Below are 22963 nucleotides of genomic sequence, written 5' to 3'. Positions count from 1 at the left end.
TATGCGGAAGGGGTATCGGAAAAAGAAGTGAAAAATCAGCTCATTCGTTCCGATAATAGGATGAGCAATAAAATCCATCTGACGCAGAAAGGAATTACCGTGAGAATTACAACAGGCTATCTTTTGATTTTACTATTGATCCCAGCGTTTATCGCTATTGTCATGCTAACTTTCACCGAAGCAGGCAATGTCGCAAGCTTCAGTGCTACGCTTGATGAAAAGATCGATCTTACCGAGACGAAGCTTTCTCAAACCAGTTTAATCCTTGCCAATAACGGCGAGGTCATTACCGAAATTTATCGACCGATGAACAGGAGCTATGCTGCAGGGCATGAAATCCCTGATTTTATAAAAAATGTGTTCATTGTTTCCGAAGATCGTAATTTTGAAAAGCATCCTGGCTTTGACCTTCCGGCGATTGGCCGTGCATTCGCTATCAACATTCATTCCGATGACATTGAACAGGGCGCGAGCACCATTACCCAGCAGCTGGCTCGGAATCAATACTTAAACCATCACAAATCATATAATCGTAAGCTGAGCGAAGTTCTTTATGCTTACCAGCTGGAGAAGTCTTTTTCAAAGGCAGAAATTCTCGAGCAGTATTTGAATGCGATATATTTTCACAATAGTGCTTATGGAATCAAAGCTGCCGCTGATTATTATTTTAAAAAAACGCCTGCAAAATTAACAGAAGCAGAACAGGCTTTTCTCGCTGCAATTCCAAATAATCCATCCTACTATGACCCGATTAAACATTTTGAACGAACAAAGAAGCGACAGGAACGGCTGATTGACCAGATGGCTCAACATGGAAAAATCAAACCAGAAGCTGCTAACAAGGTCAAAAAGGAACCGATTATTCTGACAGTCGATTCAAGGAAAAATTCATATCCGGATTATTCTTCCTATGTCTTACATGAACTGAGAGAATTGATTTCCGAACAGGAAAATCTCGATAACCCTGATGATTTAAGCGCAAGGATAGTGGAGCTGCTTCGTTCAGGGGTGACCCTACATACAAATCTTGATATTAACATGCAAAAACGGGCAGTCCAGGCAGTCTCAAAGCATCTGCCAGACGCAGAGATCCAGGGAGCTGCTACAGTCATCAACCATGAAACTGGCCAGATAGTCGCTATGTCAGGAGGAAAAGGTTATCAGAGTGGAGACTTCAATCGCGCATACCAGGCTTTTCGTCAGCCAGGCTCAGCCGTAAAGCCATTGCTTGTCTATGCCCCGTACTTTGAAAGATTTGATGCAAACCAGGATTCTCAAATAAACGCAGGCCCGCTTTGCGTAAAAGGATATTGTCCCAAAAACTACGGCGGTTCCACTTATGGAATGGTTTCACTTGAAAGGGCGTTCACGAACTCCTACAACACACCTGCAGTGAGAATTTTACAGCAGGTTGGCGTAGACGAAGCGTTCGGAGACCTTAAAGCATTTCAATTTGGAAAAATCACAAAGCAAGATCACGTTCTCGCATCGGCAGTCGGTGGATTCACAACTGGAATGAGCCCGCTAGAAATGACATCAGCATATACGGTTTTCAGCAATAAAGGGATTTTCCTGAAGCCAAGGGCAATCTCCAAGGTTACCGGTTTTACAGGAGAGGTACTTTATCAGTGGAATGAAGATCCTCTCCAGGTTTGGAATCCAAGCACCGCAGCAAAAGTCAGAATCCTCCTGCAAAAGACGGTAACTTCAGGAACGGCACGAAAAGTGGCGGGTGCCGGTCTGGACGCTGGCGGAAAGACCGGAACGACAAATGATTTTAAGGATTTCTGGTTCATCGGCTTCAACGGTTCAATGACTGCAGGCGTGTGGGTCGGCAAAGACAAACCAGAGAGCATGGAAAAAATCAATCATCAGTCGCCACATCTATTGATTTGGAAAGACATCTTAAAAAAATAGACCGGGCAGAAGTTCCGCCCGGCCCTAGTTATTTTTGCCGTCATCACCACTATGACGGACACTTTCCCTTGCTTCTCGCCCATTTCTGTCCGTCATCACCACTATGACGGACACTTTTTCCTTCTTCCCGCCCAATTCTGTCCGTCATCACCATGATGACGGACATTTTTTCCTTCTTCTCGCCCAATTCTGTCCGTCATCACCAGTATGACGGACACTTTTTCCTTCTTCTCGCCCATTTCTGTCCGTCATCACCACAATGACGGACACTTTTTCCTTCTTCCCGCCCAATTCTGTCCGTCATCACCACTTGTCACTCTGAGTGACAATAAAAAAATGGACTGGCTTTAGAATGATAAACTGGTTGGTCCTTAAATCGGCAAGCTTGCAATCAGGCTGTTATACACTTTTACCGCGAGATATATGATGCCAAGGACGAGCGTACTCCAGAGAATGACCTGGAAGAACACGATTCCGATCAAACCGGTCATGGTGAGTTTGGCGCTGATTTTATAAACAAAATATATGAAATATACCAATGTTGTAACAGTGAAAATGGTCATGATACCAATAAAGCTATAGAAGCTGAGCAAGGATATTACGCTGCCGACAAAATAAATCGTAGCGCCATGGCGAATTAAATACAGACTCTCCCCATCATGGTCCTTCGAGAAAAACAAGAGACTGACCTCGTTTATGGTATCTGCAAGCAGCTTCATGGCTGCGAACACCATGAAATACACTACCACGAGTAAAATCAGTAAGGATAATTTAATCCCGGTATCAGAAAAGAATTCAAGCATTCCATCATAGATTCCGGCATTTTTCAGGATGGAGATCAATTCTGTTTCCGTACGAACGGATAGGGACAAACTAAAAATAATGATGGACAGCAGCGGAAAGTAGCTTGTTAAATATGGGTTCCTCATATGATACTTCACTCAATTCTTTCATTTCCTACTAAATATTATGAAAGAATTTTTCAATACCAGCAACAAAAAGAAAAAAGCCCCTTTGCAGGAACTTTAATTTTTTTGAAACCTTTATGGAGCTCGTCCGTATAAAAAGGTTGGTGTTATTGCGGCACAATCCGGACGTATTCTCTTGAACCGAATGGTACATATGTGGCAGTTTCAACCTCGTCCAACTCTGACTGCTGAACCTTCAGCACTCCAGGTCCTGGTTTTGACAACTCTTTGTCATTCCTGTTATCGAGAAACATGAACCCTGAAAATAAACTAAGGAATATCCCAATGCATACAGTCAGCTTTCGGTCCATGGCTTATCCCCCCTATTCACTGTTAGTATGCAAAAAGAATGACAGATTTATTCAATGGTTTGGAAAAACCTTGATTCATCAAGGTCGATGACATGCATCGCCACCTTTTTTACGATATAATTTTCACATCAGTGGGTTGGAGGCATGAACTTGGTTAAATTGGCAAAAAATATAATGTTAAGCCATGAATTTGGAATTAAATAAGGAGGAATTATCACTTGTCTTTACTTCACCTTGCAGTTTTATCACCGCTTTTACTCGCGATATTAATTCCATTTTTACATAAGTATTTCAACAACATCCATACAGGCTGGTTCCTTTTGCCGCTGCCTGCCGTGCTGTTTGCTTATTTCCTGCAATTCATCAGTACGACCAGCCATGGCGGCACCGTTATGGAAAGTGTTGCTTGGATTTCTTCTCTTGGGATTAATTTCACGTTAAAAGTTGACGGTCTTGGGCTATTATTCGCCCTGCTGATCACCGGAATCGGCGCTTTGGTTGTGCTGTATTCAATTTATTATTTAAATCCGGACAAGGAAAAGCTGAATACTTTCTATGTCTACTTGCTTTTGTTCATGGGCGCGATGCTCGGAGTGGTTTTATCAGATAACCTGATTGTTCTCTATACCTTCTGGGAATTGACCAGTTTTTCATCCTTCTTGCTAATTGGATATTGGAACCATCGCGAGCGTTCCCGCTATGGTGCTCAAAAGTCCATGCTGATCACTGTTTTCGGGGGATTATCCATGCTTGGTGGAATCCTGATGCTCTATATCATCACAGGAACCTTCAGCATTACTGAAACAATCCAAATGTCCAATGAAGTTGTCAACCATCCTTTATTCACTGCGACATTGATTTTATTCTTGCTTGGGGCTTTTACAAAATCGGCTCAGTTTCCATTCCACATCTGGCTTCCAGACGCGATGGAAGCACCTACGCCTGTCAGTGCGTACCTGCACTCTGCGACGATGGTTAAAGCGGGTATTTACCTTGTTGCCCGTATGACACCAGTTTTCGCCCATTCAGGTACATGGGTTTGGCTCGTAGCAGGAGTTGGGGTTGTCACATTATTCTGGGGTTCATTCTCAGCGGTAAAACAAACCGATCTAAAAGCGATCCTCGCTTTCTCAACTGTCAGCCAGCTGGGGATGATCATGTCACTTCTTGGGGCTGGTGCTGCAGCACTTCATTACGGCACGATTGAAGACGGCTATTATATTGTCGCTGTCACTGCCGCAGTCTTCCATTTGGTCAACCATGCCACATTCAAGGGTAGTTTGTTCATGGTGACCGGGATCATTGACCATGAAACGGGGACAAGGGATATTCGTAAGCTTGGCGGTTTAATGAATTTCATGCCAATCACGTTCACGCTAGCAATCATTGGAACATTCTCGATGGCCGGAATTCCTCCGTTCAACGGTTTCCTGAGTAAAGAAATGTTCTTCACCGGCATGCTGCGTGTAGCGGAAATGGATATTTTCAATATGGATACATGGGGCATCCTGTTCCCGATCATTGCCTGGACTGCAAGTGTTTTCACATTCCTGTACAGCATGATGTATGTATTCAAGACTTTTATGGGCAAGTACCAGCCTGAGAAACTGGAAAAGACACCACACGAAGCACCAATCGGAATGCTGATTTCACCGGTGATCCTTGCATCACTTGTCATCATTTTCGGTATTTTCCCGAATGTGCTGTCCCATAGCATCATTTCGCCTGCTATGGGGTCGATACTTCCTTCATTGCTCGGAAACGGCGAAGGATTCGATGTTCATATTTCTCACTGGCACGGGCCAACAGCTGAATTGTTCATGACAATCGGTGTTGTCACGATTGGAATTTTGCTCTACAAGTTCATGCCTAAATGGACCGGGGTTTATCGCAAATTCCCTGAGCGTCTGGCGCTGAATCGTTTTTATGACCGCGGTTTGGAACTTCTAGAGCTAACGTCAAGAAATATTACGAAGTCTTACATGACCGGGTTCATCAGGACCTATCTCGTTTATATCTTTTCATTCTTTATTTTGGCCCTTGCTTCGACACTCGTTTTCAAAAACGCATTCAAACTGGATTTGAGCAATGTTGCACCAATCCGCTTTTTTGAAGTTATGCTTGTGTTGATCATAGCCGTTTCAGCGATTAGCATTCTGTTTGCCAAATCAAGACTGACTTCGATCATCCTGCTTGGCGCTGTTGGCTATACGGTAGCACTGTTCTTCGTCCTGTTCAGAGCGCCTGACCTGGCACTGACACAGCTGGTCATTGAAACAGTATCTGTTGCTCTGTTCCTGCTAGCGTTTTACCATCTGCCACAAATCAGGAGAAATGAGGAGAGAATACGCTTCAGGGCTACAAACGCGCTGATTTCGATTGGCGTAGGGGCAATTGTAACGATGATTGCTTTATCTGCTCACAGCAATAAGGAGTTTAGTTCCATTTCAGAGTACTATGTTGAAAATACTTACAAAAAAGCTGGCGGTGAAAATATGGTCAACGTAATCCTCGTTGATTTCCGCGGCTTCGATACAATGTTTGAGATTGCCGTTCTTGGTATCGCTGCCCTTGGTATTTTTGCGATGATCAAGCTTCGGCTGACAAGGGGGAGAGAATTGGATGAAAACAAATGATGTCATCCTCCAGACTGTTACAAAGTTCGTCCTATTCGTCATCATCCTGTTTTCGATCCACCTGTTTTTCGCATGCCACTACTATCCGGGCGGTGGATTCATCGGCGGATTGATGACCTCTGGAGCGATTGTATTGCTTTTATTAGCATTCGATATCAAAACAGTCAAAATGATTTTGCCGTTTGATTATATAAAAGTTGTCGCTGTCGGTCTGCTCATTGCGATTGGAACAGGTGCTGGTGCGTTATTTTTCAATAAGCCGTTCCTGACGCATGCATATACTTACGCTTATTTGCCGCTCCTCGGCAAGACATCTTTGCATACAGCGGTTTTGTTTGATACAGGGGTCTTTCTTGTCGTCATTGGTGTTACAATGACCATTATTCAAACGATTGGAGAGAGCGAATAATGGAAATCTTAATGGCTTTTCTAATTGGAATTTTATTTATGACAGCCACTTACCTCATGCTTTCAAAAAGCTTGCTCAGGATCATTATCGGGACAGGGCTGTTAAGTCACGGTGCCCACCTTCTCCTGCTGACAATGGGAGGCTTAAAAAGAGGGGCGGCCCCGCTATTGGGAGAAAATGCACCTTCCTATGCCGACCCGCTGCCACAGGCACTGATCCTGACAGCGATCGTTATCAGCTTTGGTGTTACAGCATTCTTCCTGGTTGTGGCCTACCGTGCCTACCAGGAACTAGGAACCGATAATATGGAACGCTTGAGAGGAAAGGAAGGACATGAATAATCTAATCATATTACCCATCTTGATTCCTCTGATTACAGGGGTAGTACTTATTTTTTTCACTAAAAACATCATAGCCCAGCGATGGATTTCAGCGATAAGCGGACTGTTAACAATTATTGCTTCCTTCATGCTGGCAAACCATGTTTATCGGAATGGCATCCTGACGATGGATCTCAGTAATTGGGAAGCACCATACGGCATCACGCTTGTCTCGGATATGTTTTCAGCCCTGCTTGTATTGACGACAAGCATCATCGCTTTTGCTGCCTTGTTTTACTCCTTCAAATCCATAGGGGAAGCTCGCGAAAGATTCTTTTATTATCCTGTCGTCAACTTCTTGGTTGTCGGGGTTAACGGAGCCTTTACGACGGGCGATATTTTCAACTTGTTTGTATTTTTTGAAGTGATGCTGATGTCATCATATGTATTGATTGTGTTGGGCGGGACGAAAATCCAGCTACGCGAATCGATTAAATACATACTCGTGAACGTTATTTCGTCCGCCTTATTCGTTATCGCTGTTGCCTATTTGTATTCAGTGGTAGGGACGCTGAATATGGCACATATCTCCGTCAGACTCAGTGAAATTGGGAATGCCGGAATCATTACGGTCATCGCCGTATTGTTCTTGATTGTATTCGGGCTGAAAGGCGCGATTTTCCCGCTTTATTTCTGGCTGCCAGGGTCGTATTATGCACCGCCAGCTCCAGTAATGGCACTGTTCGGAGCACTGCTGACAAAGGTTGGCGTATACTCGATCACAAGAACCTATACTTTGTTCTTTTACCATGATGTCGGCTACACCCATCAATTGTTGCAAATCCTCTCAGTCATGACGATCATTGCTGGGGTCATCGGGGCACTGGCTTATACTGATATCAAGAAAATCATTATCTATAACATTATCGTTGCGGTCGGGGTCATCTTATTTGGGGTATCAGTCCTGACACCTGAATCGCTCACTGGATCGGTCTTTTACCTGATCCACGACATGAACATCAAGGCGACTCTGTTCCTGTTGATTGGGATAATCATCGTGATTACCGGAACGAGCGACCTTGATAAAATCAGCGGTCTGATTAATCGATACCCTGCTCTTGGATGGACGTTCTTCATTGCTACTGCTGCACTTGCCGGTATTCCGCCGCTTAGCGGTTTTGCAGGCAAATTGATGGTTGTGCGCTCTGGATTTGAAACTGAAAACTATATTGGTGCTTTCGTTGTACTGATGTCGAGCTTGCTTGTTCTGTTTTCAGTGATGAGGATTTTTATCAGAGGCTTCTGGGGCACGCCAAGAGCCTATAAGAATGAAGATCAGGCACCTGTAAAATGGCTGCTTGTTGCCCCTGCAATTCTGACTGTGTTCGCTGTGTTATACGGCTTCGGAACTGAGGCTATTTATCCGGTAATTTCAACAGCCGCCGAAACGCTTGCCAATCCGGAAATCTACATCAATGCTGTTTTGAAGGAGTGATGAGCTATGGCTTTTCAAATCTTGCTGAATTTTATACTGGCCTTTGTCTGGATGTTCCTTAAGACATCCTACTCCCCGGCCTCCTTTTTTGTCGGGTATTTCTTCGGCCTGCTCATCATTTATATTTTCAGGCGGTTCTTCACTTCCCGCTTCTACATACTGAGGGTAGTCGCCGTGCTGAACTTGATTTATATTTTTAATTTGGAACTGGTTCTTTCGAATGTAGCTGTTTTAAAGGCAGTACTTAGGCCAAAGCTTAATATCAAACCGGGCATCTTCGCATTCCCGACAGAATTGAAAGAAGACTGGGAAATTACGATGCTCGCAAATCTCATTACATTGACCCCTGGTACACTTGTCGTCGATGTTTCGGACGACAACAGGATATTGTATGTCCATGCGATGGACATTACGGATGCAGATGAAGCAATCCAGAGTATCAAAAATACGTTTGAAAAAGCGATTATGGAGGTGAGCCGATAATGTTTGAAGCGGTTTTGTGGATTTCAGTTACCTTCATATCACTTGCGATGATCGGCATGATTTACCGAGTGATCAAGGGGCCAACCGTAGCAGATCGGGTAGTTGCCCTTGATGCTATCGGTATCAGCCTTGTTTCTGTGATTGCTTTAGTATCAATTGTTCTTGAAACTAGTGCTTTTCTTGATATCATCTTGTTGATTGGTATCCTGGCATTCATCGGAACAGTTGCCTTTTCAAAATTCCTTGAGAAGGGAGTAATCATGGAATATGACAGAGATGGAAATCGTTAAGTTTTTTGCAGGGTTGTTCATTCTGCTCGGAGCCTTTCTTAGCCTTGTGACAGCCTTTGGACTGATCAGGCTTCCTGATGTTTATACAAGAAACCATGCAGCATCGAAAAGTGCCACAATGGGGGTCATGCTTGTCTTGCTAGGCACCTTCCTATACTTTTGGTTGATTGAAAATCATTTTAATTCCCGCTTATTGCTGGGAGTTGCGTTCATCTTCCTCACTTCTCCTGTTGCCGGGCATTTAATTGCAAGAGCAGCCTATAACAGCGGTGTTAAGCTTTCGGACCGCACTGTCCAGGATGATCTTGCAAAAGCGCGAAAAAAGATGAAAACTGAAGGACATCTAAAATAATGAAGATTGAACAGCCATCAGGTATATCCACCTGATGGCTGTTTTTGTCCATGAAAAATTCAATTTTTATCCATACCAACCAAAGGACCTGTCAAGTATAGTTAAGGTAAACAGAATCATGATTCCTGTTTTGCGGAATGGAGGTTAACGATATGGACGATGCAAGGATCTCAATCGTCGGCGGCGGAATCAGCGGGTTATGCACAGCAATTGCTCTGCAGAGAAAAGGAATTCATGTGAATGTCTATGAAAAAGAAAAAAATGTACATGAACAAGATACTGGAATTATCTTAAGTGGTAATGCCATTAGGGCATTTTACATTATGGGATTAGGACCCGATTTGCGAGCAAATGGATTGGATTCTGATGGCTGTTTGCTAAAATCCGATTCTGGAAATATCATTGCTGAATTCGACTACCATGCGCCATCACATATCCCGAATTACCTGTTCATCCACCGTTCTGAGCTTCAAAGAATTTTGACAGATGCTCTCCTCCCTGATTCTCTCCATCTAGATAAGCATGTGATTGATATTAAACACGACAATACAATATCATTATTTTTCAAAGATGGCACCAGTGCTCAATCAGATTATCTTATAAGCTGCGACGGTGCAGCTTCACAAATTCGCACAAAGCTGTTCCCAAATAGCAGGCTGACATATTCAGGTTTCTCCTGCTGGAGAGGCATTTTAGAGAATCCGCCCATGAAGGTAAATACCTACACTGAAACCTGGGGAGCGAGGGGAAGGTTCGGAATCGCTCCGTTAAAAGATAATCAGGTGTTCTGGTATGCATTAAAAAAATCCTTCGAAGAAAATAGCGAAAAGAGCGAATGGTCCCCTATCGATTTATTGTTCAACTTTTTTTACTACCATGAACCAATCCAGGAAATACTGGAAAACACTTCATCCGACAAAATCATTTTCGATAATCTCTATGAAGTGAAACCCTTAACACCGCTCCAATATGATAATATCCTGCTACTCGGTGATTCGGCACACGCTTCAATGCCCAATATAGGCAAGGGAGCTTCACAGGCTGCCGAGGATGCCGTTTACCTGGCTAAATGGATGAGCAGCGAAGAAACAATTGAGAACGCATTTTCAAAGTATGAAACACACAGACAAGATCGGATGAAGTTAGTGAAAGATGAAATGAAGATTTACGGGTTGGCTGCAAAGATTGATTTCCCTGTACTTTGCTCACTCCGTAACAAACTTCTTCAGATGACACCCGCTTCATACCATAATGACAAGCTGAGGAAGATAGTTGAGATTGAAGAGGATATAGATTCATTGTAATTGAGTTTTGGATGAATGACAGCTTTGCCGGGTTTCCTGGGGAAGCTGTCTGAACTTTGGGTGACTTCGGACAGCTTAGAGCCGCTTAAAGCCAAACCTGTCTGAATGGTAATCGTTTCTTGGTTTCTTGACAGCTTTGACTCCATATCCTGAAAAGCTGACACAATAATGAGCTTTTCTTGACAGCTTTTCCTCCTAACAGACCAAACCTGTCACAATAATGGCTCTTTCTTGACAGCTTTTCCTCCTAACAGACCAAACCTGTCACAATAACGGCTCTTTCTTGACAGCTTTTCCTCCTAACAGACCAAACCTGTCACAATAACGGCTCTTTCTTGACAGCTTTTCCTCCTAACAGACCAAACCTGTCACAATAACGGCTCTTTCTTGACAGCTTTTCCTCCTAACAGACCAAACCTGTCACAATAACGGCTCTTTCTTGACAGCTTTTCCTCCTAACAGACCAAACCTGTCACAATAACGGCTCTTTCTTGACAGCTTTTCCTCCTAACAGCCCAAACCTGTCACAATAATGGCTCTTTCTTGACAGCTTTTCCTCCTAACAGCTCAAACCTGTCACAATAACGGCTCTTTCTTGACAGCTTTTCCTCCTAACAGCTCAAACCTGTCACAATAACGGCTCTTTCTTGACAGCTTTTTCTCTTAACAGACCAAACCTGTCATAATAACGGCTCTTTCTTGACAGCTTTTCCTCTTAACAACCCAAACCTGACACAATAACGGCTCTTTCTTGACAGCTTTTCCTCTTAACAACCCAAACCTGACACAATAACGGCTCTTTCTTGACAGCTTTTCCTCTTAACAACCCAAACCTGACACAATAACGGCTCTTTCTTGACAGCTTTTCCACTTCACCCTCCAAACCTGTCACAAATAAAAGAAGCAATTGCAGACAATGACCCTCATTCTTTTCAAGTCTGTCCAAAAAGCAAAACCAGCCAAAGTCGGCTGGTTCATTTTTTGCGTTTTATGACGGCGATCGTACATCTGGAGACGCAAACAAGCTTTTCTTCTTCATCGGTGATTTTGATATCCCAAACCATGGTTGTTTTTCCCTGGTGGAGAACAGTGCCTACAGCTGTAACCAGTCCGTCCTTTTTTGCTCTTATATGGTTCGCATTGATTTCTAGGCCGACCACTACTTCGTTTTCCTTGTCGACTAGCTCGAATGATCCAACGCTGGCGACTGTTTCTGCCAGGGCTACAGACGCACCGCCGTGCAGCAGGCCAAATGGCTGTCTTGTACGGTCATCCACAGGCATTGTTGCGACAACCTTACCTTTTTGCAGTTCTGTTATTTCTATTCCAAGTGAGCCAAGCAGTGTTTTATTCAGTTCCAATTTTATTACCTCCTAGTATTTAGCAAACTGATTATGACGAACTCAAGGGAAACTATTACTTTTCTTAGCAAAAGGACGCATCATTCAAATGAGGTGATCCATATGAACACAATTCGTGAAGGCATCATTGCTGGGGTGTTAGGAGCTGCTGTTACAGCAGTTGGTTACGCTGCGAAACAAAATCGCAAAATCGATAAAATGGTTTCCAATACTTTATTCGGTTTTGGAATTCACATATTGTCCTTGGAGCGATCGATTTTTTCGAAAATCGAAATGAATTTTAGCCTGTCAAGCTACTCTAGCATTAAAAAGTAATATAGTGTTTTTTCAGAAAGGGTCATTTTTGCTGCCCTTCCTGAAGAATTATTTCTTCTGAAACAGCTGCAGCCCTTATTTTTTTCCTCCGGTACACGAAGATGATGCTGATCATCGCTAAAGCAAGTGCGACCAGCCAAAATTCTTTATTGTACTTCATGACTATATCCATTTTATCTCCAAACAAATACCCTAGCACAAAAATAATTGAAACCCATACGAATGCACCACTATAGGCAAATAGAGCAAAGGTTTTAAACGGAAGTCGACTGAATCCGTAAAGCAATGGCACCAAGTATCGGACTCCAGGAGCAAAACAACTCAACGACAATGAAAATGCATGATATTTCTCCATCAGCTTCATTGCAGATTCAATTGAATTCGCGAAACGCTTCTTTTTCTCCAACATTCGAAGCAGTCTAGTTCCAATCAGCCTCCCCAGCAGGTAGCTGGAGCTAAAGGCTGCAGAGATGCCCATGTATGTAACCAAAAATGCAAGAATGGGGTTCAAGGCTCCCTTGGATGAAGCGAGACCCACAGTCATCAAAATAACCTCATTGGGAACAGGAATGACGAAAACCCCGAACCATAACCATAAAAATAAACCCAAATAGCCATTATCTTCAATAACATTGATGACCATCTCCAGATCCATGGTTCTCCCCCTTTTTCCGCCTTGGTCCGATTCTATTTCACAATAGAAGTTAATATGTATAACAATTCTCCCTACTGCCCTATTTACCCTCTTTTTTTCATTATTGAACTGCTTTTGGCTTTTTCAATCCTCATACTTAGAGATTTATGTTCATACATTGAAAAAGGTCTAAAACTTACCCATAAGAAAGGGGTAGCTACTTATGCATTGTTTATTTTTTCATCAAAATAGGGTTGGGACTGACTCTGATCGTCCGTATCCAGAAGTGAATGCAACACTATTCAGAACTTCCGCTGCTAAAGCAATTTCCCTGATGGAAGACGCAAACCTTGTGATGTCCAAAATAACTTCCTCGGATTCTTATTCCAGTGAATTAATGGCTGCCGCCCAGCAATCAAACCAAAAGGAAGTAGAAAGAATAATCCAATCAACAGGCATTAAGAAAAAGCCAAAAATCACGTATAACCCAGATGGAATCACAATGAACTTCGTGGATTATGCAGGGGACAAGGAATGCTGTCATATCATCACGCAGTTGAGGTGGGAATAAGAAAAGCGCAAACGCCTTGGTCAGCCCCGACAAGCGCTGGAGGGCGGACCGGTGAAGTCGTTCTTTGACTTCATTGGACGGACACCGGTGAAGTTGTTCTTTGACTTCATTGGACGGACACCGGTGAAGTTGTTCTTTGACTTCATTGGACGGACTGAAGCGACTCGAGGGGCTAGGCGCTGGAGTTGGACAATTCTCGAAGTGAAATATACCTTCTCATCTCATAAAAAAAAGCCGATGTTCACTCTGAACAGCGGCTATGTCATTTGTTTTTCATTTAGTAATAATACGGATAACCTCCATATCCGGATCCATAACCGTAAGGCGGGAAACCGCCGTAACCGTAACCATATGGACGCTGATACAATAGTGCGCTGCCTAAAAGGACTCCGAGTACTCCTCCAACAAAAGGGCCTCCAAAGCCAAAACCAAATGGGCGTCTGCCACCATAATATGGTCTTCTTCTATACATCAAGCTACCTCCCTCATATATTTGCCTATATTACTTCATATGCAAAAAGTGAGGGGGTTGAATGGGCGTTTGTCCACTACAGTAGAAAAAAAGCCTAGTCCCAGGTCATCCGCTGTTCCTTCCATGGATCTCCATACATATGGTAGCCATTCTCTTCCCAGAAACCAGGCAGGTTTTCGGATGAAAATTCAATTCCTCTGACCCATTTTGCACTCTTCCAGAAGTATAGATGTGGAATGACTGCTCTCAATGGATAACCATGTTCCGGGGTAAGCTTTTCCCCGTTATGGGAATGGGCTAACAGACTTGTCTCCTTAAGAAAATCCTCAATGGGAAGATTTGTCGTCCAATTTTCCTCAGCATGAAGAATGACATATTTAGCTGTTTCCTTTGGACTGGCCAGCCTGACCAAGTCCTGAGTGGATATCCCCTCCCAGACATTGTCCAGCTTTGACCAGCCAGTCACACAGTGGATGTCATTGCCTGAGGTCGTCTGCGGCATAGCCATTAAGTCTTTGTATCGTAGTACCACTTCATTTTCTACAAGACCAAAAATCTTCAAGGTCCAATCATCGAGATTCTTATAATATGGCACATTGCCATAATGCAGGACAGGAAAAGAGGTCGTAACATTTTGGTTCGGCGGGACTCTGTCCGATGGGCCCTTTTTACGCGCTCTTCCAAAATACATGATTTGATCACCCCTTTTTATTATATAAGAAAGAAGGTATAGAACTCTTAGATTAGTGTCTAGCTCCAGCGCCTAGCTCCTCGAGACGCATGTCTAGCTGCGGCTCCTAACTCCTCGAGTCGCTTCGGTCCTATGAAGTCAAAGAACGCCTTCACTGTCAGGCCCTCCAGCGCTTGTCGGAGCTGACCAAGGCGCTTGCGCTTTTCTTATTATCCTACCGAAATTCTATTTTAAAATAAACAAAGCCGCCCTGCCCAAAGAGCAAGACGGCTATAGCTATTCCGAACTTATAGAACCATTGCGGCAATCCAGCCGAAAATGATCAACGGAATATTGTAGTGTACAAATGTCGGAACAACCGTATCCCAAATGTGGTTGTGCTGAGTATCAGCATTCAAACCAGCGGTAGGCCCAAGTGTACTGTCAGATGCCGGTGATCCTGCGTCACCAAGTGCAGCAGCCGTTCCTACAATCGCAATCGTAGCCATCGGACTGAAGCCCAATTGAAGGCTTAGAGGCACAAAAATCGTAGCAATGATTGGAATCGTTGAAAAGGATGAACCGATTCCCATTGTAACCAAAAGTCCTACAACAAGCATTGCCAACGCGCCAAGGGCTTTATTATTGCCAATTGTATCAGCTGCCTGTGCTACAAGTGTTTCAACGTCTCCGGTTTCTTTAAGAACATCAGCAAAACCGAAAGCAGCAAGCATGACGAATCCGATGAATGCCATCATCTTCATGCCTTCTGTTAGAAGATTATCTGCGTCACGCCACTTGATTGCTCCGCTGACGTACACGACTAGGATCCCTGCCAATGCACCGATAATCATGGATCCAAAATAAAGCTGTGCAGCAAGCGCTGCAATAATTGCCACGATTGAAAAAATGATCCCAACTTTGGAATACTCACTTTTCTCGACCTGAACCACTTGATAATCCTCGTAGGTTCTTGGCTTTCGGTATGATACAAAAATCGCGATCAATAATCCAACAACAAGGCCAGCAACAGGCAGCAGCATCGCTGTCGGGATGTCTCCCATATCGATTTCCATTCCGCTGTCAGCCATGTTCGTAGCCAGGATGTCGTGAAAAATCCCGCCAAACCCAACTGGAAGCAAAATATAAGGTGCCGTCAGCCCGAACGTCAACACGGAAGCAATTAAGCGACGGTCAATTTTCAGCTCGTTGAAGACAATCAACAACGGTGGAATTAAAATCGGAATAAACGCGATATGGATCGGAATCAGGTTTTGTGAGAAAATCGCCATCATTAAGATCAAGATGACAATAATCGCCTTAGAATACGTCTTTGCTTTCGACTCTCCATTTTTGCCTATCATGCCAATCATCCAGTCAACCAGCAGATTGGGCAAGCCAGTCGTGGAAATAGCAACAGCGAATCCTCCTAGCAGCGCGTAACTTAGCGCAACCTCGGCACTGCCGCCAAGCCCTCCTGAAAATACTTCAATCGTCTTCTCTATACTCAAGCCGCCTGTCAGTCCGCCAATCAGCGCTCCAGCAATCAATGCCAACACAACATTGACGCGAAGCAAACTAAGGATCAGCATTGCCAGTACTGCAATAACAACTGCATTCATGATGAGTGCTCCTCTCGGTGTTTATATATCTTACTTTAGCATGGTAAATTGGTAGAGAATTAAAATGACAAGTATTAAATTATCATAGATTTGTTTTTTATGTCAATAGGTTTTTAATAGTTTTTGGATATGGTTGTGCTTTTTGTCTGAACCCTGGACTACTTCAGACAAAATCCTTCTGATGTGACTGTGCTTTGTCTGAACCTTAGGCATCTTCGGACAAAACTCCTCTGGCGTGACCTCGTTTTGTCTGAACCCTGGACTACTTCAGACAAAATCCTTCTGATGTGACTGTGCTTTGTCTGAACCTTAGGCATCTTCGGACAAAACTCCTCTGGCGTGACCTCGTTTTGTCTGAACCCTGGACTACTTCAGACAAAATCCTTCTGATGTGACTGTGTTTTGTCTGAACCTTAGGCATCTTCGGACAAAACTCCTCTGGCGTGACCTCGTTTTGTCTGAACCCTGGGCTACTTCAGACAAAATCCTTCTGATGTGACTGTGTTTTGTCTGAACCTTAGGCATCTTCGGACAAAACTCCAATGGCGTGACCTCGTTTTGTCTGAACCCTGGGCTACTTCAGACAAAATCCTTCTGATGTGACTGTGTTTTGTCCGAACCTAAGGCATCTTCGGACAAAATCCCACTGGAGAAACCTCGTTTTTGCCCGAACCTTAGGCACCTTCGGACAAAACTCCAATGGCGTGACCTAGTTTTGTCTGAACCTAAGGCACCTTCAGAGACAAAACTCTACGGACGCTACTTGGTTTTGTCAGAACTCGGAGTGTACCTTCAGTAAACTCTATTCAGTCTAGACCAAACCCTTCTCTCTGTTTGCATTACCTGAAAACTTAAAAACCCCAAAGCCGCTCAGGCTTTGAGGTAATCAAACTCAGCTTATTCTTTATCTCCTGTTTCAAATCTTTCGACCAGCAATGCCAGTGTGCGCGCCATGACACCGGTTGCGCCAGATGGGACAAGGTCGTATTCTTTGCTTGTGGTCGCTGTTCCGGCGATGTCGAGGTGCACCCATGGAGTGCCTTCGGCAAATTCACCGACAAACGCTCCGCCCATGATTGCATGGCCTTCTGCGCCTGGAGAATTATTCAGGTCGGCGATTTTGCTGCCGCGTACACGTTCAATATCGCGCTCGAACAATGGCAGGCGCCAAATTGGCTCACCGGATTCATATGAAGCCTCCAGCACTTGTTCAAAAAACTCTTCGTTGTTCGTCAATGCTCCGGATGTATGCAGACCTAACGCGGTAATGACCCCGCCAGTCAGGGTTGCAATATCTACTAGATAGTTCGCACCATGATGCTTCGCATAAGTCATAGCGTCAGCAAGCACGAGACGTCCTTCTGCATCTGTGTTCAATACTTCAATCGTCTTGCCGCTCATTGACGTGATGACATCATCCGGCTTGAATGCTGTGCCGCTGATCATATTGTCTGTTGATGGAATTACCGCTACGACATTTTGCTCAGGCTTCAGCTCACCGATGATCTCCATTGCCCCAAGCACCGCTGCTGCACCGCCCATATCGGACTTCATACCGACGATGCCAGCTTTTGTTTTGATGGAGTAACCGCCTGTATCAAACGTGATGCCCTTGCCGACAAGGCCAATGACATCCTTCCACTCTTCCTTGCCCTGGTATTTAAGGACGATCATTTTTGGCGGTTCTGAAGATCCCTGGTTGACCGCAAGAAGCGCGCCCATGCCGAGCTTTTCCATTTCTTCTTTTTCTAAAATTTCTGCTTCAAATTCATATGTCTCTGCCAGTTTCATCGCATATTCAGCCATGTCTGTAGCAGTCAGCAGGTTTCCAGGAGTATTTACGAGTGTACGTGCCGAATTCGTCCCCTTGCCGAAAACATAGCCAACCTCAACTGCTGCTTCCACTTCGCCATCTTCGTCTGCGCTGTATACTGTCAGGCTTTCGATTCGCTTTTCAGGCTCGTTTGATTTTTGCTTATAGCCTTCGAACTCATATGTAGCCATCGGTAACGCTTCACCTAAAGCATGCGCGGCGTCATTGAGCTCGACCTTCTCGCTCGTAAAAGTATCTAAAAGAACGGCTGCTTCCGTCCATTTTTCTTTCTTCGCAGTTTTGAACAAGCGGCCTAATGCATCTCTTAATGTTTCGAAATTGTATTCTTTTTCATGCCCAAGTCCGACAAAATATACTTTTCTTGCACCGATTTTACCGAAAGTATGTATCTTTGAGATCGCTTTTTTCTTAGTTGAAATATCCCCGCTTTTAACTAGTTCTGTCAGCTGGCCGTCAAAAAGCTGGTCCGCTTCGCCAACGGCACCTTCAAGTCCAGACGGTTTGTTGAACAAGCCAATCACCAGGCAATCATGGCTGTTTGATAAATTAAATTGATCATTAACTTTAAACAAATCATTCACCCCTACAAAGTTATAAGTTCATTATAGCGAAACTCTTAAAATATTTCGACTTCCTAACATTACAGGCCATTTCTTTCTTCACACTCATTATTAAATAACGCCCATATCAATCTTCAAGATACACAAATAACAACGGAAGCTCGGGAAGGTTCACAACTTCCTCATATGGAACCCGATCCAGTTCCACAGGAAATGTCTGAAGGCACTCTTCAATGAAAGGATAAATCTTCTCCAAATCAAGCCCCCAGTGGACAGGGCGATAAGATTGCAAATAGTCATGTGCTGCCTGCATCATCAGCCGGGCTCCCTTAATATTCCCATAACTGTAGTGGTAAATGGCAACACTCATTTGCAACAGGCCTTTTAAAAACAGATTGCCTTTATCGGTCATCCACATATCTTCAAGCAAGTCGTGGCAGGTATAATAGTCCCCTTCGTTGAATTTTATAAAGAACTCGTAATATTCATCAGGGTAGTCCGTCAAATCCCTCACCTCAATCCTGAAGTATAAGAACTATTTTATCAAACCTTTAAAAATAGCTGTAATGTTATAATTGAACTTGGGTATTACTTAAAGAGGTACTTTTTTATAATAGGGGGGAACAGCCATGGAATTATTAACGAATTTCCCATTATGGGCTTCACTTGCTGCAATTTTTTTCGCGCAGTTCGTCAAGGTCCCGATTCAATATATCGCGACGAGGAAAATTGACTGGTCGCTTTTGACAAGCACAGGCGGAATGCCTAGTTCCCACTCTGCTGCAGTTACAGCATTGGCTACGGGTGTAGCGCTTGAAACCGGGCTGAATTCAGCCGTTTTCGCGGTTGCCGCTGTTTTTGCGATTATCACGATGTTCGACGCATCCGGGGTCCGCAGGCAGGCAGGCGAGCAGGCCATCGTCCTGAACCAGCTTGTAGCTGACTTCGGCCGGTTTGCACAGGAAGCAAGAGGCTGGCAGGCTAAGCCTGAAAAAGAGAAACAGAAAGAATTGAAAGAATTGCTCGGCCACAAACCGATTGAAGTGTTTTTTGGAGGATTGACAGGTATCATCCTGACCTTACTGCTGCACTACTTATTTTAAAAGCAGGTGAATTAAATGAGAGTCATTTCACTATGTCCCAGCAATACTGAAATCATGGAATTTTTGGGACTGACTAATCTTCTTGTTGGAGTCGATGATTTTTCAGACTGGCCAGAAGCAGTAAAATCAATTCCTCAGCTCGGTCCGGATTTATCGATCAACCTTGACCTTGTCGAGGAATTGAAGCCCGATCTCGTTCTTGCCTCATTAAGCGTTCCAGGGATGGAGAAGAATATTGAAGGTTTAGTAGCTCGTAACATTCCGCATATTGTATTAAATCCGCAATCGCTAGCCGATATTGAAAATGATTTAGTGATAACGGCCAATGCCTTGAAGATGCCTGAACGCGGCAAGGAGGCAGCTAACCGGTTCAGGAGCAGGCTTGAGAACATCAAGCAAGAAGGTGCCAGTGCAGATTGGAGCCCAAAGCTTTACTGGGAATGGTGGCCAAAACCAGTATTTACTCCTGGAAGCATAAACTGGCTGACAGAAGTGTCCGAGGCTGCCGGTGGCGAGAATGTCTTTAAAGACGTTGAACTCGCAAGTGTACAGACTGACTGGGACGATATAAAATCACGAAATCCGGATTATATTTGCGTCGCCTGGGTTGGTGTCAGGAAGCAAAAGGTGAAGAAGGAATTAATCACAAACAGGCCTGGCTGGGAGGAACTTGATGCTGTCAAAAATGACCGCATCCTGATCCTCGAAGAAGAATTATACTGCCGTCCATCACCACGGCTTTTGGATGGCCTGGAAAAATTGCATCGACTCCTCCATGGATGAACTAAATAGGCACTTTCCGATTCAAGGAAAGTGCCTAAACTTTTATGATTTATTTCCGCCTGTATATTGCTGGCGGAAAACCTGCATCGATTCATTCTCATTAAGGGATTTTAAATCTTCCTCTGTCAGCTTGCCATTGCCCTTCTCAATTACATATACATCCAATGTCTTTTTACCCCACTGTTCATATACATCCTTGACGGTATCATAGTAAAGGTCGACTTTATTTCCCTTGATTGCGCCCCCTTTATCGGCAACAACACCGAATCCATATCCCGGGATGAAAAGGATGGTCCCAATCGGGAATACGTTTAAGTCAGCCGCGACAGTTGAATATAAATCACGTTTAACTTTTACACCTGAATAGGTAATTCCATACCCAGGATGCCCAGGGTTTTTACCTGTCGATTCAACACCTGCTGTATAGCCTGTCGCTACAATTTTCTTAGTCGGGTATTGTGACCAGTTGAGTGATTCTTCAAGAGTCGGCTGCTTCCCGGCAACCTTTTCACTTGAAGAAATTTTAGTTTTGAAGTCAGATATCTTTTTAAGAAACTTAAAAGCGAGTCCTATGGATTTCTTTTTATGATCAGTACTTGAACTATCCTCTTGTTGAGTTCCTGCCCTATCAAAGACGTATGTAGATACAGTGGAAGCTTCAACTCCCGAAATAGAATGGAACGTAGAAGTTATAGCAGCAAAAAATAAAACTGCCATTGCTGAGCGTCTGGCCCATATTTTTAAAATATTCATACAATTTTTCACTCCTCCCAAAACTATTAATTTCCCAACAAAACAAGAAATATTCCAAAAGGAGCAAAAAAAGTGCCAAAAGACCTATTTACACTTCCATTAAAAGTAAAATATTGCTGCTATTTAATTATAGTGTCCAGATTCATGCCGATTTTTATGCATGAAAAAAACCTCCAAATAATTGGAGGTTTCAGTATTAGAACATCTGATATCCTTTTTTGCGCAAAAGCCTGATGACTACACCAGCTAAAATCGCGCCTGCCAGACCGCTGCTTAAAATCAGAATGTCTGCCATTGCTAATTGTGAAAGCCTCTGTCCAAGATCACGGAAGGCTTCACCACTATTCCTGAAATAGTCGATAAACGGATATTTATCAATAATAAAAATCGCAATTAATGGATAAACTACCGCCATGATCCATGACATCCTCAGCAGCATATTTAATAAAAAGCCAATCCCGAAAAACAGGACAAAAAACAACAACATCGAAATGATCAGTGTGACAACCGTCATCATGTCTATATCCCCCCATTAAACATCATTTCTAGTTTACTGTTTGTCCGTTTTCGAGTCAATGAAATGGTGATTTTCATCCTGGTTCGATTTTTGGCAAAAAGAAAAACCCCGCTATGTGCGAAGGTCAAAGGGGCATTATCTTATTTTTTTGATTTGCCGGACCCGCTGCAGCATGTGCATGTTTCGGAACCGCCAAGCAACAGTTGGAAATAGCCTTTACCTGAGCAATATGAACATTCCTTTGAATCATGTGTATGCATTTTCATTAGTGAACCACTCCTTTTATTATTGAATTTTCTGATAATATAACAGACAATCATTCTACTTGAAAAGGTTCAAATTTGACCAAAAAACCATATTGAAAACGGATACATTGCGTGTTTTCTTTAATTATCTGTCACTTCCTTAAGATTTCAGAAAATTATAAAAATACTTTATATGCACTATAGTGAAATTGCTTTCCTGGATCCATTCCCTCCGCTCCCTCCAAAACTTGGCCAATGGGTTTACTTAAAAGGTAATGCAGCAGAAGCGAGGTATCAGGATCCTCTTTTAGTTCTTCAGTTGTCATAAATTTCGCATCGTATAGCTCACTTTCCTCGACAGTCACCATTTGACCTGGCAATGGAGTCAATTGAAATACGAGCATATTATCGCTGATGGACTCCCGGATCACTCCAGTTCGCAAACCTAGCAGTCCTGAAACTGTACAGACTACACCTGTTTCTTCTTTCACTTCCCTGAGGACTGCCTGATCGGCCGTTTCCCCTTCATCTACGAAGCCTGCTGGCAGCGACCAGCTTCCTTTCAAGCCGCCATAGCGCTTTTTGACGACCAGCCAGCTTCCATCTTCCGAAATAACCACACCTGCGACACCGAGCCAGACATTTTCACGTTTCCCCATTCAATTCCCGTCCCCTTGATAATAATTACTAATATTGTACCCTACAGGTGGGGATTCGTCCTGACTGCAAGGTTTTACAGAGTTTCGAAGTTTCTAGGAGGCGACACTAGACAATTCGAAAAGCGGAGGCGACTGCCCAACTCCGACAAACGTTGGAGGGCCTGACAGTGAAGCCGCTCTTTGATTTCATTGGCAGGACCGAAATCGGAATGTATAGCCGACTGTCCAGAAACGCAGAAACTGGAGAATCCGACAAAGAAGCGCTTTTTGCTTCTGCCGGAGGAGTTGAAGTTTCGGAGTTTCTAGGAGGCGACACTAGACAAGCGTCTCGAGGAGTTAGGGAGCCGCAGCCAGACTAGCGTCTCGAGGGGCTAGGCGC

At 43.7% G+C, this 22963-nt stretch carries 28 protein-coding genes; 15 read left to right on the top strand and 13 right to left on the bottom strand.

What is annotated here, in order from left to right:
* Positions 1–27 precede the first annotated feature (27 nt).
* Complete coding sequence (locus LC048_RS01810) at positions 28–1917, top strand: transglycosylase domain-containing protein (RefSeq protein WP_226601813.1); 1890 nt, start codon at positions 28–30, stop codon at positions 1915–1917.
* Between the two features lie 49 nt (positions 1918–1966).
* On the opposite strand, the gene LC048_RS01805 is transcribed toward LC048_RS01810, so the two are convergent.
* From LC048_RS01805 to LC048_RS01795, 3 genes are all read right to left on the bottom strand, one after another.
* Complete coding sequence (locus tag LC048_RS01805; RefSeq protein WP_226601812.1) at positions 1967–2104, bottom strand: hypothetical protein; 138 nt, start codon at positions 2102–2104, stop codon at positions 1967–1969.
* A 184-nt stretch (positions 2105–2288) separates the two neighbouring features.
* Positions 2289–2846 carry a DUF5366 family protein gene (locus LC048_RS01800; RefSeq protein ID WP_306049293.1) on the bottom strand — a complete coding sequence of 186 codons (558 nt, stop codon included), beginning with the start codon at positions 2844–2846 and terminating at the stop codon, positions 2289–2291.
* 146 nt (positions 2847–2992) lie between these two features.
* A complete protein-coding gene (locus tag LC048_RS01795) occupies positions 2993–3196 on the bottom strand; it encodes a hypothetical protein (protein ID WP_306049291.1) in 204 nt (67 codons plus the stop codon).
* A 218-nt stretch (positions 3197–3414) separates the two neighbouring features.
* Here LC048_RS01795 and LC048_RS01790 point away from each other — a divergent pair, with 218 nt between their 5' ends.
* The 8 genes from LC048_RS01790 to LC048_RS01755 all read left to right on the top strand — a co-directional run bounded on the left by LC048_RS01790 (position 3415) and on the right by LC048_RS01755 (position 10485).
* Positions 3415–5832: a Na+/H+ antiporter subunit A gene (locus LC048_RS01790; protein ID WP_226601809.1), complete on the top strand. Its 2418-nt coding sequence runs from the start codon at positions 3415–3417 to the stop codon at positions 5830–5832.
* Positions 5819–6241, top strand: coding sequence for a Na(+)/H(+) antiporter subunit B (locus tag LC048_RS01785; protein ID WP_306049288.1), 423 nt, complete (start codon positions 5819–5821; stop codon positions 6239–6241). Before LC048_RS01790 ends, LC048_RS01785 begins: the two co-directional genes overlap by 14 nt.
* Positions 6241–6582, top strand: coding sequence for a Na(+)/H(+) antiporter subunit C (locus LC048_RS01780; RefSeq protein WP_226601807.1), 342 nt, complete (start codon positions 6241–6243; stop codon positions 6580–6582). Before LC048_RS01785 ends, LC048_RS01780 begins: the two co-directional genes overlap by 1 nt.
* Complete coding sequence (locus LC048_RS01775) at positions 6575–8056, top strand: Na+/H+ antiporter subunit D (protein ID WP_306049286.1); 1482 nt, start codon at positions 6575–6577, stop codon at positions 8054–8056. Before LC048_RS01780 ends, LC048_RS01775 begins: the two co-directional genes overlap by 8 nt.
* A gap of 6 nt (positions 8057–8062) precedes the next feature.
* Positions 8063–8539 (top strand): Na+/H+ antiporter subunit E, encoded by a 477-nt coding sequence (locus tag LC048_RS01770; protein ID WP_226601805.1) that lies wholly within the window; start codon positions 8063–8065, stop codon positions 8537–8539.
* Entirely contained in the window at positions 8539–8829 is a 291-nt protein-coding gene (locus LC048_RS01765; RefSeq protein ID WP_226601804.1) for a Na(+)/H(+) antiporter subunit F1, read from the top strand. Before LC048_RS01770 ends, LC048_RS01765 begins: the two co-directional genes overlap by 1 nt.
* Positions 8807–9181 (top strand): monovalent cation/H(+) antiporter subunit G, encoded by a 375-nt coding sequence (gene mnhG / locus LC048_RS01760; RefSeq protein ID WP_226601803.1) that lies wholly within the window; start codon positions 8807–8809, stop codon positions 9179–9181. Before LC048_RS01765 ends, mnhG begins: the two co-directional genes overlap by 23 nt.
* Positions 9182–9333: 152 nt before the next feature.
* On the top strand, positions 9334–10485 hold the full coding sequence (locus tag LC048_RS01755) for an FAD-dependent monooxygenase (RefSeq protein WP_306049284.1): 1152 nt from the start codon (positions 9334–9336) through the stop codon (positions 10483–10485).
* Between the two features lie 974 nt (positions 10486–11459).
* Here the strand turns inward: LC048_RS01755 and LC048_RS01750 are convergent.
* Positions 11460–11846: a hotdog fold thioesterase gene (locus LC048_RS01750; RefSeq protein ID WP_226601792.1), complete on the bottom strand. Its 387-nt coding sequence runs from the start codon at positions 11844–11846 to the stop codon at positions 11460–11462.
* Positions 11847–11948: 102 nt separating this feature from the next.
* On the opposite strand from LC048_RS01750, the gene LC048_RS01745 reads away from it, so the two are divergent.
* Positions 11949–12161, top strand: coding sequence for a hypothetical protein (locus LC048_RS01745; protein ID WP_371931977.1), 213 nt, complete (start codon positions 11949–11951; stop codon positions 12159–12161).
* 22 nt (positions 12162–12183) lie between these two features.
* Here LC048_RS01745 and LC048_RS01740 read toward each other — a convergent pair whose 3' ends face one another.
* Positions 12184–12816, bottom strand: coding sequence for a DedA family protein (locus LC048_RS01740; protein ID WP_226601791.1), 633 nt, complete (start codon positions 12814–12816; stop codon positions 12184–12186).
* A 202-nt stretch (positions 12817–13018) separates the two neighbouring features.
* Between LC048_RS01740 and LC048_RS01735 the strand changes: the two genes are divergently transcribed.
* Both LC048_RS01735 and LC048_RS01730 read left to right on the top strand, forming a co-directional pair.
* On the top strand, positions 13019–13366 hold the full coding sequence (locus LC048_RS01735) for a YuzC family spore coat inner layer protein (RefSeq protein ID WP_226601790.1): 348 nt from the start codon (positions 13019–13021) through the stop codon (positions 13364–13366).
* Positions 13367–13417: 51 nt separating this feature from the next.
* A complete protein-coding gene (locus tag LC048_RS01730) occupies positions 13418–13936 on the top strand; it encodes a hypothetical protein (RefSeq protein ID WP_226601789.1) in 519 nt (172 codons plus the stop codon).
* Here LC048_RS01730 and LC048_RS01725 read toward each other — a convergent pair.
* The 4 genes from LC048_RS01725 to LC048_RS01710 form a co-directional block, all read right to left on the bottom strand.
* Positions 13933–14529, bottom strand: a complete 597-nt coding sequence (locus tag LC048_RS01725) for a sulfite oxidase-like oxidoreductase (RefSeq protein ID WP_226601788.1) — start codon at positions 14527–14529, stop codon at positions 13933–13935. The genes LC048_RS01730 and LC048_RS01725 overlap by 4 nt on opposite strands.
* Positions 14530–14816: 287 nt before the next feature.
* Complete coding sequence (locus LC048_RS01720; protein WP_226601787.1) at positions 14817–16130, bottom strand: Na+/H+ antiporter family protein; 1314 nt, start codon at positions 16128–16130, stop codon at positions 14817–14819.
* Between the two features lie 897 nt (positions 16131–17027).
* The gene (locus LC048_RS01715) at positions 17028–18536 is read right to left on the bottom strand and encodes a leucyl aminopeptidase (RefSeq protein WP_306049280.1); all 1509 of its coding nucleotides are present in this window, start codon (positions 18534–18536) and stop codon (positions 17028–17030) included.
* 115 nt (positions 18537–18651) lie between these two features.
* Positions 18652–19029, bottom strand: a complete 378-nt coding sequence (locus LC048_RS01710; protein WP_226601785.1) for a DUF309 domain-containing protein — start codon at positions 19027–19029, stop codon at positions 18652–18654.
* Positions 19030–19153: 124 nt separating this feature from the next.
* Here LC048_RS01710 and LC048_RS01705 point away from each other — a divergent pair, with 124 nt between their 5' ends.
* Together LC048_RS01705 and LC048_RS01700 are read left to right on the top strand one after the other, a co-directional pair.
* Positions 19154–19627 carry a divergent PAP2 family protein gene (locus LC048_RS01705; RefSeq protein WP_226601784.1) on the top strand — a complete coding sequence of 158 codons (474 nt, stop codon included), beginning with the start codon at positions 19154–19156 and terminating at the stop codon, positions 19625–19627.
* Positions 19628–19642: 15 nt separating this feature from the next.
* Complete coding sequence (locus tag LC048_RS01700) at positions 19643–20410, top strand: cobalamin-binding protein (protein ID WP_306049278.1); 768 nt, start codon at positions 19643–19645, stop codon at positions 20408–20410.
* Between the two features lie 42 nt (positions 20411–20452).
* Here the strand turns inward: LC048_RS01700 and LC048_RS01695 are convergent, their stop codons facing one another.
* The 4 genes from LC048_RS01695 to LC048_RS01680 form a co-directional block, all read right to left on the bottom strand.
* Complete coding sequence (locus LC048_RS01695) at positions 20453–21163, bottom strand: 3D domain-containing protein (RefSeq protein ID WP_306049276.1); 711 nt, start codon at positions 21161–21163, stop codon at positions 20453–20455.
* A gap of 196 nt (positions 21164–21359) precedes the next feature.
* Positions 21360–21680 (bottom strand): YuiB family protein, encoded by a 321-nt coding sequence (locus tag LC048_RS01690; protein WP_226601782.1) that lies wholly within the window; start codon positions 21678–21680, stop codon positions 21360–21362.
* Positions 21681–21820: 140 nt separating this feature from the next.
* Entirely contained in the window at positions 21821–21946 is a 126-nt protein-coding gene (locus LC048_RS01685; protein ID WP_226601781.1) for a YuiA family protein, read from the bottom strand.
* Positions 21947–22101: 155 nt separating this feature from the next.
* Complete coding sequence (locus LC048_RS01680) at positions 22102–22584, bottom strand: NUDIX domain-containing protein (RefSeq protein ID WP_226601780.1); 483 nt, start codon at positions 22582–22584, stop codon at positions 22102–22104.
* A gap of 167 nt (positions 22585–22751) precedes the next feature.
* On the opposite strand from LC048_RS01680, the gene LC048_RS01675 reads away from it, so the two are divergent.
* Positions 22752–22943, top strand: coding sequence for a hypothetical protein (locus LC048_RS01675; RefSeq protein ID WP_306049273.1), 192 nt, complete (start codon positions 22752–22754; stop codon positions 22941–22943).
* Positions 22944–22963: the final 20 nt, after the last annotated feature.

The sequence above is a fragment of the Mesobacillus subterraneus genome (genome assembly GCF_020524355.2).
Taxonomy (GTDB): domain Bacteria; phylum Bacillota; class Bacilli; order Bacillales; family Cytobacillaceae; genus Mesobacillus; species Mesobacillus subterraneus_C.
Note: the sequence above shows the minus strand (reverse complement) of the source record. Positions and strands in the feature narration are given on the sequence as shown.

What these genes read in the sequence shown, in the direction of transcription:
- LC048_RS01800 (WP_306049293.1), bottom strand. Translation starts at nt 2,846, where the DNA reads ATGAGGAACCCATATTTAACAAGCTACTTTCCGCTGCTGTCCATCATT.
- LC048_RS01795 (WP_306049291.1), bottom strand. Translation starts at nt 3,196, where the DNA reads ATGGACCGAAAGCTGACTGTATGCATTGGGATATTCCTTAGTTTATTT.
- LC048_RS01785 (WP_306049288.1), top strand. Translation starts at nt 5,819, where the DNA reads ATGAAAACAAATGATGTCATCCTCCAGACTGTTACAAAGTTCGTCCTA.
- LC048_RS01780 (WP_226601807.1), top strand. Translation starts at nt 6,241, where the DNA reads ATGGAAATCTTAATGGCTTTTCTAATTGGAATTTTATTTATGACAGCC.
- LC048_RS01775 (WP_306049286.1), top strand. Translation starts at nt 6,575, where the DNA reads ATGAATAATCTAATCATATTACCCATCTTGATTCCTCTGATTACAGGG.
- LC048_RS01770 (WP_226601805.1), top strand. Translation starts at nt 8,063, where the DNA reads ATGGCTTTTCAAATCTTGCTGAATTTTATACTGGCCTTTGTCTGGATG.
- LC048_RS01765 (WP_226601804.1), top strand. Translation starts at nt 8,539, where the DNA reads ATGTTTGAAGCGGTTTTGTGGATTTCAGTTACCTTCATATCACTTGCG.
- mnhG (WP_226601803.1), top strand. Translation starts at nt 8,807, where the DNA reads ATGACAGAGATGGAAATCGTTAAGTTTTTTGCAGGGTTGTTCATTCTG.
- LC048_RS01755 (WP_306049284.1), top strand. Translation starts at nt 9,334, where the DNA reads ATGGACGATGCAAGGATCTCAATCGTCGGCGGCGGAATCAGCGGGTTA.
- LC048_RS01745 (WP_371931977.1), top strand. Translation starts at nt 11,949, where the DNA reads ATGAACACAATTCGTGAAGGCATCATTGCTGGGGTGTTAGGAGCTGCT.
- LC048_RS01740 (WP_226601791.1), bottom strand. Translation starts at nt 12,816, where the DNA reads ATGGATCTGGAGATGGTCATCAATGTTATTGAAGATAATGGCTATTTG.
- LC048_RS01735 (WP_226601790.1), top strand. Translation starts at nt 13,019, where the DNA reads ATGCATTGTTTATTTTTTCATCAAAATAGGGTTGGGACTGACTCTGAT.
- LC048_RS01725 (WP_226601788.1), bottom strand. Translation starts at nt 14,529, where the DNA reads ATGTATTTTGGAAGAGCGCGTAAAAAGGGCCCATCGGACAGAGTCCCG.
- LC048_RS01720 (WP_226601787.1), bottom strand. Translation starts at nt 16,130, where the DNA reads ATGAATGCAGTTGTTATTGCAGTACTGGCAATGCTGATCCTTAGTTTG.
- LC048_RS01705 (WP_226601784.1), top strand. Translation starts at nt 19,154, where the DNA reads ATGGAATTATTAACGAATTTCCCATTATGGGCTTCACTTGCTGCAATT.
- LC048_RS01700 (WP_306049278.1), top strand. Translation starts at nt 19,643, where the DNA reads ATGAGAGTCATTTCACTATGTCCCAGCAATACTGAAATCATGGAATTT.
- LC048_RS01695 (WP_306049276.1), bottom strand. Translation starts at nt 21,163, where the DNA reads ATGAATATTTTAAAAATATGGGCCAGACGCTCAGCAATGGCAGTTTTA.
- LC048_RS01690 (WP_226601782.1), bottom strand. Translation starts at nt 21,680, where the DNA reads ATGATGACGGTTGTCACACTGATCATTTCGATGTTGTTGTTTTTTGTC.
- LC048_RS01685 (WP_226601781.1), bottom strand. Translation starts at nt 21,946, where the DNA reads ATGAAAATGCATACACATGATTCAAAGGAATGTTCATATTGCTCAGGT.
- LC048_RS01680 (WP_226601780.1), bottom strand. Translation starts at nt 22,584, where the DNA reads ATGGGGAAACGTGAAAATGTCTGGCTCGGTGTCGCAGGTGTGGTTATT.